Here is a 13,270-nt window from a genome sequence, read left to right on the forward strand (position 1 = left end):
GCTGCGGCGGCGCGGCGGGTCAGGTCCCGTCGGTCGCCCGACCACCCGGCGGGCCGCCTCCCTCGCCGGCGGGGGAGGCGCAGGCCCTGGGCGGGCCGCCCGACGTGTGCACTTCGATGCCGACCATGGTAGGGACCCCGGCGGTCCCGGCGACAGCCTCGCCGGACCGACGACGCGGGCCCCGGGGTGTCAGAGGTCGCCGAGCAGTTGCGCGAACGACGGGGCGTCGGCGAACACGTCCACCGGTCCGGAGTTCTCCCGTGCGGCGACCATCTCGGCCAGCTCCCGGCCCGCGCGGCGGATCCGGCCCGGCAGCGGGTTGACCGCGTCGGCCTCACCGGCCCAGTCGTCCGTCGCGGCGAACACCGCGGTCCCGGCGACGTCGGCCCGCAGGTAGGTAAACAGCGGGCGCAGGGAGTACTCCAGGGCCAACGAGTGGCGCGGGGTCCCGCCCGTCGCACCGAGCAGCACCGGCATCCCGGCGAGGGAGTCCTTGTCGAGGACGTCGACGAACGACTTGAACAGACCCGAGTAGCTCGTGGTGAACAGCGGCGTGACGGCGATGACGCCGTCGGCCCCGGTCACCGTGTCCAGCACGTCCTTCAGAGCCGCGCTGGGGAAGCCGGTCAGCATCATGTTGACGACGTCGTGCGCGATGTCGCGCAGCTCGAAGGTCCGGACGTCGGCCGTGATCTCACGTGCGGCGAGCTCGTCGGCGGTGGCCTGCGCCAGACGGTCGGCGAGCAGGCGGGTGGACGACGGCTGACTGAGGCCCGCGGTCACGACCGCGAGGGTGCGGGTGGTCATGGCTGGTTCTCCTGACGGTGACGGTGCGGAGCGGGGGTTCACAGGCCGAACGCGGAGCCGGCGCGCGCGGCGGCCGGGGCGTCGTCCTCGGCGGTGCGGCCGGTCCAGCGGTCGGCGACGGGCGCCGTGCTGCCCGGGGCCGGGGCGGCGGCGGCGGCACGGGCCGCGACGCGCTCGGCGTGGCTCGGCGGGTCCGCCGGCACGTGCGCGGGGCGCTTGGCCTCCATCTCCCTGCGGAGCACGGGGACCACCTCGCCGCCGAGGAGGTCGAGCTGCTCCAGGACCGTCTTGAGCGGGAGCCCGGCGTGGTCCATGAGGAACATCTGCCGCTGGTAGTCCCCGACGTGCTCGCGCATCGAGGCGTACCGGTCGATGACCTGCTGCGGGCTGCCGACCGTCAGCGGCGTCTGCTCGGTGAACTCCTCCAGCGTCGGGCCGTGGCCGTAGACCGGTGCGACGTCGAAGTACGGGCGGAACTCGCGGACGGCGTCCTGGCTCCTCGCACGCATGAACACCTGGCCGCCGAGGCCGACGATCGCCTGGTCGGCGGCGCCGTGGCCGTAGTGCTCGAAGCGGCGCCGGTAGTAGGCCACCATCGTCGCGGTGTGCTCGACAGGCCAGAAGATGTTGTTGTGGAAGAAGCCGTCCCCGTAGTAGGCGGCCTGCTCGGCGATCTCGGGGCTGCGGATCGACCCGTGCCAGACGAACGGCGGGACGCCGTCCAGGGGACGCGGGGTGGAGGTGAAGCCCTGCAGCGGGGTGCGGAACTTGCCCTGCCAGTCGACGACCTCCTCGTCCCAGAGGCGGCGCAGCAGCGCGTAGTTCTCGATCGCGAGCGGGATGCCCTGGCGGATGTCCTGGCCGAACCAGGGGTAGACCGGGCCGGTGTTGCCGCGGCCCATCATCAGGTCCATGCGGCCGTCCGAGATCACCTGGAGCATCGCGTAGTCCTCGGCGATCTTCACCGGGTCGTTGGTGGTGATCAGCGTCGTGGACGTCGACAGGACGATGCGCTCGGTCTTGGCGGCGAGGTAGCCCAGCATCGTCGTCGGCGAGGACGGCACGAACGGCGGGTTGTGGTGCTCGCCGGTGGCGAAGACGTCGAGGCCGACCTCCTCCGCGTGCTGGGCGATGGTCAGCATCGAGCGGACCCGCTCGGTGTCGTCCGGCGTGTGGCCCGTGGTGGGGTCCGTGGTGACGTCCCCGACGGTGAAGATCCCGAACTGCATGGCTGCGTCCTTCGTCAAAGTCGATGCATCTGCATGTACATCCGCCCCAACGGCTCGGGTGCGCCGCCTATTCCGGAGGCCGCCGTCCCCTGCGCGCCGTGCCGGCCGCCCGACGGTCAGTGCGTGATGGCCAACCGGTCGTACACGCGCCGCAGCGGCGCCGGCGCCCACCAGTTCGCGCGGCCCAGCAGCGTCATGGTCGCCGGGACGAGCAGCAGCCGCACCAGCGTCGCGTCGATGATCACCGCGACCGCGAGGGAGAAGCCGACCTCCTTGATGACCAGCAGCTCGCCGAAGACGAAGCCCGTGAACACCACGACGATGATGGTGGCGGCGGACGTGATGATCCGCCCGGAGCGCTGCAGGCCCAGCCGGACGGACTCGTCGTCGGGGTGCCCGGCGTCGTGCAGCTCCTTGATCCGCGAGAGCAGGAACACCTCGTAGTCCATCGCGAGCCCGAACGCGAAGGCGATGACCAGCGCGACGACGTAGGTCTCGATGCCGCCGGTCGAGGTGAAGGCCAGCAGGCCGGCGAGGTTGCCGTCCTGGAAGGCCCACACGAGCACCCCGAGCGAGGCCGCGAGGGAGATGGTGTTGGTGAGCAGCGCCTTGACCGGGATGACGACCGACCCGGTCATGAGGAACAGCAGGACGAAGGTCGCCAGGACCACCAGGGCAGCCGCCCACGGCGCCCGGTCGGTGAGGGCGGTGACGAAGTCGATCTGGCCGGCCGCCTGGCCGGTGACCCAGGTCGGGAAGCCGGGGTCGAGGTCCCGGACGTCCCGCACGACGTCCTGCGTCGTGTCGCCCGCCGCGTCGCCGGCGGTCCGGACCCCCACCAGCACGCGGGAGCCCAGCGCGAGCGGCGGGTCCACCGACTCCACGCCGTCGATGTCGGCCAGCGACGTGGCCCAGGTCGTCGCGTCCGCCAGCGACGTCTGGGCGACCACCACCACCGACGGCGACGTCGAGGCCGGGTAGTCCGCCGCCAGCGCCTCGACGTACTCGCGCTGCCGGGAGTCCGCCGGCAGCAGCTCGATGGTGGAGTTGCGCAGCTGCAGGTGCGCGAGGGGCAGGGACAGCACCGCGAGCACGACCACGACGCCGCCCATCACCGCCCACGGACGGCGCTGCACGCGTGCGGTGAGGCGGGAGAACGAGCCCTCCTCGGACTGGACGTCCGCGGTGCGCGCGAGCAGCACCCGCAGCCCCGGCACCCGGCTGATGAGCCCGGGGCGCAGGAGCCGGCGCCCGAAGATCGCGAGCATCGCCGGGACCAGCGTGAGCGCGGTGGCCAGCGCGATGAGGATGACCGCGACGCCCGCCGCACCGAACGCGCGCAGGATGTCGGGCCGGAAGAGGATCAGCCCCGCCACGGAGATCCCGACCGTCAGCGCGGAGAACGCGACGGTGCGCCCGGCCGTCGCCATGGTCCGGGCGACCGCCGTGGCGACCGCGACGTCCCTGCGGTGGCGGCGGTGCGGCTGCGCACCCTCGGCGCCGATCGCCGCGTGCAGCTCCTCGCGGAACCGCGACACGATCAGCAGCCCGTAGTCGATGGACAGGCCCAGCCCGAGCAGCGTGACGATGTTCACCACGGAGGAGTCCAGGTCCAGCCACGAGGAGAACCCGTACAGCGTCCCCAGCCCGCCGGCGATCGACGCGATGGCCCCGACCATCGGCACGCTGGCCGCGAGCAGCCCGCCGAACACCAGGACCATCACCAGCAGGGCGATCGGCAGCGCGATCGCCTCCCCGGTGGCGAGGTCCTCCTCCACCTGGTCGGTGATGGCCTCGACGATGAGCGACTCGCCGCCGACCACGCCGGTGGCGTCCGGCGCGACGCCCGCGAGGTCGTCCGGCACGGCGTCCAGCCGTCGCTCGACGGCGGCCAGCGCCCGCTCACGGGCCGCCTCGTCCAGGTCGGGCCGCAGCTCGACCACGACGAGGAAGCCGTCGCCGCCGGTCGCGATGAGCGGCGCGGCCGCCGGGTTCGCCGCGCCCTGGGGGAGCAGGAGCGGGTCGATGACGGTCGCCACGCCGTCGACGGCGGTCAGGTCCTCGTGCACCGGCGCCATGGCCTCGACCAGGCCGTCGGCCGTGGGGTCGACGCCGTCCAGCAGCAGGGTCAGCGAGGCCGCCTGGATCGAGGACGACTCGATGAGGTCGTTCGCCTCCTGGCTCTCCGACCCGGGGACGTACGGCTCGCCGCTCGACAGCCGGTCGAAGAGGCTCTCGCCGCCCACCCCGACGATCGCGAGGCCGAAGCCGCCGGCGGTGAGCAGGGCCCAGACGACCACGGAGATCAGGGGGCGTCGGGCGATGCGGCGGCCAAGGGTCTCGAACACGCCGGTCAGCATCGCAGGTGCGGACGGGTGCGGCGCGCGCCGGCAGGCAGCCCGCCGAGCGCGCCGGCAGCCCTGTCCCGGGGGTCCCCGGTGCCGTCCGAGGGGCGGCGGCCGGCGCGGGTGGGCCTGCGTAGGCTCGCACCATGGATCTGTTCGACGCGGTCACCTCGACCTCGCAGGGGCTGCCGCAGGCCGCGCCGAACGCCCCGCTCGCCGTCCGGATGCGACCGAGCTCGCTGGACGAGGTGGCCGGCCAGGAGCACCTGCTGGTGGCCGGCTCGCCGCTGCGCCGTCTGGTGGGGCCCGCCGACGAGACCTCGCGGCGCGCCGCCCCGACGTCGGTGGTCCTGTGGGGGCCGCCCGGCACCGGCAAGACGACGCTGGCGTACCTGATCGCCGCGACGTCCGGACGCCGGTTCGTCGAGCTGTCCGCCGTGACGGCCGGGGTCAAGGACGTGCGTGCGGTGATCGACGACGCGCGCCGCCGGCTCGCGACCGGGGGCGGCGAGACCGTCCTGTTCATCGACGAGGTGCACCGGTTCACCAAGGCGCAGCAGGACGCCCTGCTGCCCAGCGTGGAGAACCGCTGGGTCACGCTGGTCGCGGCCACCACCGAGAACCCGAGCTTCTCGGTGAACTCCCCGCTGCTCTCCCGGTCGCTGCTGCTCACCCTGCGCCCGCTGGGCACCGAGGACGTGCGCACCCTGGTCCGGCGCGCGGTCACCGACGAGCGCGGCCTGGGCGGCGCGGTCGTCGTGGAGCCGGACGCCGAGGAGCACCTGCTGCGCCTGGCCGGTGGGGACGCCCGCAAGGCGCTGACCATCATGGAGGCGGCGGCGGGCGCGGCGCTGTCCGACGGCGCCGGCGTGGACCGGGGACCGGACGGCGCCGCCGTGCCGGCCTCGCCGGCCGTCGTGGACCTGGCGACCGTGGAGCGGGCGATCGACGTCGCAGCGGTGCGCTACGACCGCGACGGCGACCAGCACTACGACGTCATCAGCGCGTTCATCAAGTCCATACGCGGGTCGGACGTCGACGCCGCGCTGCACTACCTCGCCCGGATGATCGCGGCCGGCGAGGACCCGCGGTTCATCGCGCGCCGGATCGTGATCGCCGCCGCCGAGGACGTCGGGATGGCCGACCCGAGCGCGCTGCAGACGGCGGTCGCCGCCGCGCAGGCCGTCGCCCTGATCGGGATGCCGGAGGCCCGGATCCTGCTCGCCGAGGCCGTCGTCCACCTGGCCACCGCGCCGAAGTCGAACAAGGCGTACCTGGGCATCGACGCGGCGCTGGCCGACGTGCGGGCCGGGAGGATCGGGTCGGTGCCGCCCCACCTGCGCGACGCCCACTACGCCGGCGCGCCGAAGCTCGGCCACGGGCAGGGCTACCGCTACGCGCACGACGAGCCGCACGCCGTCGCCCCGCAGCAGTACCTGCCGGACGAGCTGGTCGGCACGCGCTACTACACCCCGACCGACCGCGGGTTCGAGCGGTCGGTCGGGGAGCGGCTCGAGCGCATCCGCGCGATCCTCGACGACCGCTGACGCCGACGTCACACCCGGGCACGCCGAGCGGGACCGGCCCTGGCGGGCGGGTGCGGTAGAGTCGTGAGGTCGTCCGGCCAGGACCCGCACCTGTCAGCACCGCGGGACCGGGGACGACCACCCTGGGGCCTCAGCCGCTGCGATCAGTCTCGCGCACCTGGTCGGCCCCACGCCCGCCGGGGACCACTCCTCGACCGCGGGTGTGACGTCACCACCGAACGACAGGAAGAACACACCGTGTCCTCTGTGACCCGTGCGCGCCGTCAGGTGCGCCTCTCCCGTGCGCTGGGCATCGCCCTGACGCCGAAGGCCGTCAAGCACTTCGAGAAGCGGCCCTACCCGCCCGGCGAGCACGGCCGTGCCCGCCGCCGGACCGAGTCCGACTACGCCGTCCGTCTGCGCGAGAAGCAGCGCCTGCGCGCCCAGTACGGCCTGCGCGAGAAGCAGATGGCCCGGGCGTTCGAGGAGGCCCGCAAGGACGCCGGTCTGACCGGTGAGGCCCTGGTCGAGCTGCTCGAGACCCGTCTCGACGCCCTGGTGCTGCGCTCGGGCTTCGCCCGCACGATCCTCCAGGCCCGCCAGGTCGTCGTGCACCGTCACGTGCTCGTCGACGGCAAGATCGTGGACCGTCCCTCGTTCCGGGTGAAGCCCGGCCAGACGATCCAGGTCAAGCCGAAGAGCCAGGCCACCGTGCCGTTCCAGGTCGCCGCTGCCGGCGCGCACCGCGACGTCCTGCCGGCCGTCCCGGGCTACCTCGACGTCTCGCTCGAGAAGCTGTCCGCCGTGCTGACGCGCCGCCCCAAGCGCGCCGAGGTCCCGGTGACCTGCGAGGTCCAGCTGGTCGTGGAGTACTACGCCCGCTGACCCACCCGCACGCCCGGTCGGCCGCCGCACGCGGCACGCCGCCCACCCCGGACGCCCCGTTCGCGCCTCACGGCCGAGCGGGGCGTCTGTCGTGGGGCGGTAGTGTTCTCGCGGCCCGCCGGGAGCCCCGGCCGGGCACGTCAGCGGTACGTCAACGAGGAGCAGGTCATGTCGGTCGGAGACATCGCAGGGCTGATCGCGGCGATCGCGTTCGTCCTGCTCGTGGGCGTGCTGGCGGTCCCGCTGGTCAAGCTGGGACGGGTGCTGGACGAGACCCGCGCCTCCGTCAAGCAGATCACCGACCACACCGTCCCGGTCCTGGACGAGACGGCCGCCACCATCGCCTCGACGAACACCCAGCTGGGCAAGGTCGACGCCATCACGACCTCGGCGGCGCAGGTCGGGGAGAACGTCTCGGCGCTCACGTCGCTGTTCGCGGCGACGGTCGGCGAGCCGATGCTCAAGCTCGCCGCGCTCTCCTACGGGGTGCGCCGGGCGGTCGGCTCGGTCCTGCCGGGGCGGACGACGCCGTGAGGCGCCTGTTCTGGGTCGCCGTCGGCGCGGCCGGGACGGTCACCGCCCTGCGCAAGGCCCGAGAGGTCACCGACCGGCACGTCCCCGCCGGCGCCCGCAGCGCCCTCGGCGCGGCCGCGGGCGTGACCGGCGCCGTGCGTCGCGCCCGCGAGGAGTTCCGGACCGCGACGGCGCAGCGCGAGTCCGAGCTCCGCGCGGACCTGCTCGCGGGTGCTGACCTGGCGCGCTCGCGCACGACCGTCGACGCCTGGCGCGCCCAGCGCGCCGCCTCGTCCGGTGCGGACGGCGCGTCCGGCGCGAGCGCGTCGGACCCGCGCGCGGGGGACCGGGGCGGCAGAGCGCGTCCGGGCGGCGGCTCGCACCGCGCGGAGGATCCCGAGGACGGCCCCGAGGGCTACTCCTTCTACTGACACAGCCGGGCGGCGGGGGGAACACCCGCCGCCCCCCCGACCTTGAGGACACCATGCGTACCGCCGAGATCCGCCAGCGCTGGCTCGACTACTTCTCCAGCCGCGGCCACGCCGTCGTGCCCTCGGCGTCCCTGGTCTCGGAGGACCCGTCGCTGCTGTTCACGGTCGCCGGCATGGTGCCCTTCATCCCCTACATGGTGGGGGAGCGGACCCCGCCGTGGCCGCGCGCGACCAGCGTGCAGAAGTGCGTCCGGACCCTCGACATCGAGGAGGTCGGCAAGACCACCCGGCACGGCACGTTCTTCCAGATGAACGGCAACTTCTCCTTCGGCGACTACTTCAAGGAGGAGGCGATCCGCATGGCGTGGGAGCTCATCACCACGCCGCAGGACGCCGGGGGCTACGGGTTCGACCCCGAGAAGGTCTGGGTCACCGTCTACCAGGACGACGACGAGGCGTACCAGCTCTGGCAGGACGTCGCCGGCATGCCGGTCGAGCGCATCCAGCGCCGGGGCAAGAAGGACAACTACTGGTCCACGGGGCAGCCCGGCCCCGCGGGCCCGTGCTCGGAGATCTACATCGACCGCGGGCCGGAGTTCGGCGCCGAGGGCGGGCCGGTCGTGGACGAGGACCGGTACCTGGAGATCTGGAACCTCGTGTTCATGCAGTACGAGATCGACGAGGTGAGGAGCAAGGAGGAGTTCCGCGTCCGCGGGGAGCTCAAGCAGAAGAACATCGACACCGGCATGGGCCTGGAGCGGGTCGCGTACCTGCTGCAGGGCGTCGACAACATGTACGAGATCGACGAGGTGTTCCCCGTCATCGAGGCCGCGCAGCGCCTGTCGGGGCGTCGCTACGGCGCCGACCACGACGACGACGTGCGCATGCGGGTCGTCGCGGACCACGTGCGGTCCGCGCTCATGCTGATCGGCGACGGCGTGACGCCGTCCAACGAGGGCCGCGGGTACGTGCTGCGGCGGCTGCTGCGCCGCGTGGTGCGCTCCATGCGGCTGCTCGGGGTGGACGACGCCACGTTCCCGGTGCTGTTCGCGACGTCCCGCGACGCGATGAAGCACTCCTACCCCGAGGTCGAGCGCGACTTCGACCGGATCTCGCGCGTCGCGGTCGCGGAGGAGGAGGCGTTCCGCCGCACCCTGGTGGCCGGCACGACGATCTTCGACAGCGCCGTGGCGGCCGCGAGAGCGCACGTCGGGTCCACCACGTCCTCCGTGCCGACCCTGGGCGGTGACGAGGCGTTCACGCTCCACGACACCTACGGCTTCCCGATCGACCTGACGCTGGAGATGGCGGCGGAGCAGGGCGTCACGGTCGACGAGCCGGCGTTCCGCGCCCTCATGCAGGCGCAGCGGCAGCGTGCCCGCGCGGACGCGATGGCCAAGAAGGCGGGGCCTGCGGGCACCGAGGCGTACCGCGCGCTGCAGTCCGAGCTCGCAGGCCCGGTCCAGTTCCTGGGCTACACGGACCAGGTGGCGCGGGTCCGCGTCGACGGCCTGCTGGTCGACGGCGCCCCGGTCCCGGCGGCCACGGCCACCGACTCCCAGCTCGCGGTCGAGGTGGTCCTCGACCGCACGCCGTTCTACGCCGAGGCCGGCGGGCAGCTGGCCGACCACGGCACGATCCAGCTCGACTCCGGCGCGGTCATCGAGGTCGACGACGTCCAGGCGCCGATCAAGGGCTTGTCCGTGCACCGCGGCCGACTCGTCGACGGCAGCGTCGCGCTCGGGGACCCCGGGACGGCCACGATCGACACCGAGCGCCGCCGGGCGATCAGCCGCGCGCACACCGCGACCCACATGGTCCACAAGGCGGTCCGGGAGGCGCTCGGGGACACCGCGACGCAGGCCGGCTCGGAGAACGCACCGCACCGCATCCGGTTCGACTTCCGGCACGGGTCCGGCCTGCCCGGCGGGGCACTGGGCGAGATCCAGGAGCGCGTCAACACCCGGCTCGCCGAGGACCTCGAGGTCACCGACGCCGTCATGGGTCTGGACGCGGCGCGCGCCTCGGGCGCGATGGCGCTGTTCGGCGAGAAGTACGGCGACCGCGTCCGCGTCGTCTCCATCGGCGGGGACTGGTCCCGCGAGCTGTGCGCCGGCACCCACGTCCCGTCCTCGGGGCACCTGGGCATGGTCACGCTGCTCGGGGAGTCCTCGATCGGCTCAGGCGTGCGGCGGGTCGACGCCCTGGTGGGCGACGGCGCCTACGGCTTCCACGCCAAGGAGCACGCGCTCGTCGGCCAGCTCACCGGCCTGCTCAACGTGCGCACCGAGGAGCTGCCCGCACGCGTCGGCTCCCTGGTCAGCCGGCTCAAGGAGGCGGAGAAGGAGCTCGCGCAGCTGCGGCAGGGCCGGCTCCTGGCCGCCGCGGGGGAGCTCGCGGCGACCGCGCCCACCACGGCCGACGGGACGCGGGTCGTCACCCACGACGCCGGCGAGGTCTCGTCCGCCGACGACCTGCGCGCGCTCGCGCTGGACGTGCGCGGGCGGCTGGGGGAGTCCGCGGCGTCCGTCGTCGCGGTCGGCGGGGTCAGCAAGGACCGGCCGCTGGTCGTCGTGGTGACGAACGCCGAGGCGCGCTCGCGCGGCATCCGCGCCGGTGCGCTCGCCAAGGCGGCGTCCGGCGTCCTCGGCGGCGGCGGCGGCGGCAAGGACGACATGGCCCAGGGCGGCGGCACCGACGTCGCGTCGCTGCCCGCCGCACTGGCGGGCGTCGCGTCGCAGGTCGGCTCGGCAGCCACCCGGTGAGCGACGGGCCGGGCACCGCCGCACCCGCGGGGACCGACGACGGCGACGGCCGGCGGCGCGGCGCCCGGGTCGGCGTCGACGTCGGGTCGGTCCGCGTCGGGCTCGCCGCGAGCGACCCGGACGGCATCGTGGCGACCCCCGTGGAGACCGTCCCGCGGGACGCGGTCGGGTGGGGCCGGTACTCCAGGTCGCGCGGTCCCCTGCCCGCCGACGTCGCCCGCATCGCGGCCGAGGTCGCGGACCGGTTCGCCGCGGTGGTCTACGTGGGTCTGCCGCGTCACCTCTCCGGGGCGGAGGGTTCGGCATCCGAGGCCGCACGCGTCTACGCTGAGGCGCTGGCGTCCGCTGTCGCACCCGTGCCCGTGCGGCTCGTGGACGAGAGGATGAGCACGGTGTCCGCTCACCAGGCGTTGCATGCGTCCGGGCGGTCCGGACGCCGCCACCGGCAGGTCGTCGACCAGGCGGCCGCGGTGGTGATCCTGCAGTCCGCTCTCGAGGCGGAGCGCGCCGGGGGGTCGCGAGCGGGGGAGCGGGTCGTGGACCCGGCTCCACCGGCACGCGGCGTGGCAGGCGACGGCGAGACGACGGAACGGTAGACAGTGCGAAACGAGGAACCCGGAGAGCAGCCGGCAGCGTGGACGTGGCCGGCGGTGGAGAGCGGTCGCCCCGGCGCCGCCGGTCATCTGGCCGTGGGTGAGCTGCTCGAGCCCGAGACCACCGAGGTGGAGGTGCCGGCGACCCGGGCGAGCCGCCGCGACCAGAGCCGGGAGCGCCTGCGTCGCAAGCGCCGGCGTCGGTCCGTGATCGCCGTCGTGCTGGCCGTGCTGCTGCTCGTCGGCGCGGGCTATGTCGTCGTGCGCGTGCTCGCCCCGCTCTTCGACCGCAGCGGCACCACGCAGAGCGTCGCCGACCACCCCGGGCCCGGGCACGGGTCGGCCCAGGTCGTCGTCAACCCGGGGGACACCGGCGCCGCGATCGGCGCGACCCTCGAGGGGGCCGGCGTCGTCGCGAGCGTGAACGCGTTCACCACCGCCTACACCGCGAACCCCGCCGCCGCGTCGATCCAGCCGGGCACCTACGAGCTGCTGCTGGAGATGAAGGCGTCCGACGCGGTCAACGCGCTGCTGGACACCGCCCGGCGCATCTCCTACAAGGTGACGATCCCCGAGGGGCTCACCGCGAACCAGACCTACGAGCGCATCTCCGCCGTGACCCTGATCCCCGTCGAGGAGCTGCAGGCGGCGGCCACGGGCGGCGGTGTGGGCCTGCCGCCGGAGTCCGGCGGCAGCATCGAGGGGTGGCTGTTCCCCGCGACCTACTCGTTCGAGCCCGCGTCGACCGCCACGACGATCCTCTCCGAGATGGTCGCCAAGACGGTCTCGGTGCTCGACGGCCTGGGCGTCCCGGCCGAGCGGCGCCAGACCGTGCTGATCATGGCGTCGGTCGCGGAGAAGGAGGTCTCCTTCCCGGAGGAGTACCCGAAGGTCGCGCGGGTCATCCAGAACCGTCTGGACCGCGAGATCCCGCTCGGGATGGACACGATCAACGCGTACGGCCTGGGCAAGCCGGCGATCGAGCTGGTCGCCGCCGACTTCGAGGTCGACAACCCCTACAACTCGCGCATGCACCTGGGCCTGCCCCCCACCCCGATCTCCAACCCGGGCGAGGCCGCCATCGCCGGGGCGCTGAGCCCGGCCGAGGGGAACTGGGTCTACTTCATCACCGTGGACCTGGACACCGGCGAGACGATCTTCACGGACTCCTACGACGAGTTCCTCGCCGGCAAGGCGCAGTACCAGGAGTGGCTCGCGAACGACGGCTCGGGGGAGGACGGCTGAGCCCGGCCATGCGTGCCGCCGTCCTCGGCCACCCCATCGAGCACTCCCTGTCCCCGACGCTGCACCGAGCCGCCTACGCCGCGCTCGGGCTGGTCGACTGGCGCTACGACGCCGTCGACGTCACGTCCGAGGGCCTGCCGGACCTGCTGCGCGACCTCGACGACGCCTGGGCCGGGCTCAGCCTGACGATGCCGCTGAAGCAGACGGTCCTCCCGCTGCTGGACCACGTCGAGCCGCTGGCCGAGGTGGTCGGAGCGGTCAACACCGTGCTCGTGCAGGGCGCCCCGGGCCGGCCGGTGCTGGTCGGGGCGAACACGGACGTCCACGGCCTCCTGGCCGCCCTGGGCGAGCGGCTCGTGCGCGGGTCCGGCCCCTTGACCGGGGCCGTGCTCGGGGCGGGCGCCACCGCCGCGTCGACGCTCGCCGCCCTCGCGCAGCTGGGGTGCACGACGCCGGTCGTGCACGTTCGCTCCGTCGGCCGGGCCGGTGCCCTCATGCGAGCGGCGCACCGGATGGGCGTCGAGCCGCGGTACGCCCCGCTGGACGACGCGCTGGGCTCGCTCACGGGAGCCGACGTCGTCGTCTCCACGCTCCCGGCGCACGCGGCCGACGGCCTCGCCGGCCAGCTGGGCGCGTCGGCAGCCGGCACGGCGGTGCACGGCGTCCTGCTGGACGTCGTCTACGAGCCGCGTCCCACGGCGCTGTCGGTCGCGTGGGAGGCGCGCGGCGGCGCCGTCGTCGGCGGTGAGCGCATGCTGCTGCACCAGGCGGTCGAGCAGGTCCGGCTGATGACGTCCCGTCCGGCGCCGCTGGAGGCGATGGAGCGGGCGCTGGCGGAGCGGCTGGCGGGGTAGAGGCCGGCGCGCGAGGGGCTCGCAGCCGAATCCCTACGCGCGAGCAGCGACCTGCCGATGGTGCACAGGACACCCGC

11 protein-coding genes are annotated in these 13,270 nt (G+C 74.0%); 8 read left to right on the top strand and 3 right to left on the bottom strand.

Annotation, left to right across the window (positions count from 1 at the left end; all coding sequences use genetic code 11):
• Positions 1–189: 189 nt before the first annotated feature.
• The 3 genes from CAE01nite_RS05630 to CAE01nite_RS05640 all read right to left on the bottom strand — a co-directional run bounded on the left by CAE01nite_RS05630 (position 190) and on the right by CAE01nite_RS05640 (position 4,384).
• Complete coding sequence (locus CAE01nite_RS05630; protein ID WP_146901237.1) at positions 190–807, bottom strand: FMN reductase; 618 nt, start codon at positions 805–807, stop codon at positions 190–192.
• 38 nt (positions 808–845) lie between these two features.
• Positions 846–2,036 (bottom strand): LLM class flavin-dependent oxidoreductase, encoded by a 1,191-nt coding sequence (locus CAE01nite_RS05635; RefSeq protein ID WP_146901239.1) that lies wholly within the window; start codon positions 2,034–2,036, stop codon positions 846–848.
• A 116-nt stretch (positions 2,037–2,152) separates the two neighbouring features.
• Complete coding sequence (locus tag CAE01nite_RS05640) at positions 2,153–4,384, bottom strand: MMPL family transporter (RefSeq protein WP_307724973.1); 2,232 nt, start codon at positions 4,382–4,384, stop codon at positions 2,153–2,155.
• A gap of 143 nt (positions 4,385–4,527) precedes the next feature.
• Here CAE01nite_RS05640 and CAE01nite_RS05645 point away from each other — a divergent pair, with 143 nt between their 5' ends.
• The 8 genes from CAE01nite_RS05645 to CAE01nite_RS05680 all read left to right on the top strand — a co-directional run bounded on the left by CAE01nite_RS05645 (position 4,528) and on the right by CAE01nite_RS05680 (position 13,193).
• Positions 4,528–5,928 (top strand): replication-associated recombination protein A, encoded by a 1,401-nt coding sequence (locus CAE01nite_RS05645; RefSeq protein ID WP_146901245.1) that lies wholly within the window; start codon positions 4,528–4,530, stop codon positions 5,926–5,928.
• Positions 5,929–6,165: 237 nt separating this feature from the next.
• Positions 6,166–6,792, top strand: coding sequence for a 30S ribosomal protein S4 (rpsD, locus tag CAE01nite_RS05650; protein WP_146901248.1), 627 nt, complete (start codon positions 6,166–6,168; stop codon positions 6,790–6,792).
• 168 nt (positions 6,793–6,960) lie between these two features.
• Complete coding sequence (locus CAE01nite_RS05655) at positions 6,961–7,326, top strand: DUF948 domain-containing protein (RefSeq protein WP_146901251.1); 366 nt, start codon at positions 6,961–6,963, stop codon at positions 7,324–7,326.
• Positions 7,323–7,736, top strand: coding sequence for a hypothetical protein (locus CAE01nite_RS05660; RefSeq protein WP_146901254.1), 414 nt, complete (start codon positions 7,323–7,325; stop codon positions 7,734–7,736). Before CAE01nite_RS05655 ends, CAE01nite_RS05660 begins: the two co-directional genes overlap by 4 nt.
• Positions 7,737–7,789: 53 nt before the next feature.
• Positions 7,790–10,501, top strand: coding sequence for an alanine--tRNA ligase (gene alaS, locus CAE01nite_RS05665; protein ID WP_146901257.1), 2,712 nt, complete (start codon positions 7,790–7,792; stop codon positions 10,499–10,501).
• Positions 10,498–11,097, top strand: coding sequence for a Holliday junction resolvase RuvX (gene ruvX, locus CAE01nite_RS05670; protein WP_146901260.1), 600 nt, complete (start codon positions 10,498–10,500; stop codon positions 11,095–11,097). Before alaS ends, ruvX begins: the two co-directional genes overlap by 4 nt.
• Before the next feature lie 54 nt (positions 11,098–11,151).
• On the top strand, positions 11,152–12,339 hold the full coding sequence (gene mltG, locus CAE01nite_RS05675; protein ID WP_246131027.1) for an endolytic transglycosylase MltG: 1,188 nt from the start codon (positions 11,152–11,154) through the stop codon (positions 12,337–12,339).
• Positions 12,340–12,347: 8 nt separating this feature from the next.
• Complete coding sequence (locus CAE01nite_RS05680; protein ID WP_146901263.1) at positions 12,348–13,193, top strand: shikimate dehydrogenase; 846 nt, start codon at positions 12,348–12,350, stop codon at positions 13,191–13,193.
• Positions 13,194–13,270 lie beyond the last annotated feature (77 nt).

Source organism: Cellulomonas aerilata (assembly GCF_007991755.1).
In the GTDB taxonomy this organism is placed as follows: Bacteria; Actinomycetota; Actinomycetes; order Actinomycetales; family Cellulomonadaceae; genus Pengzhenrongella; species Pengzhenrongella aerilata.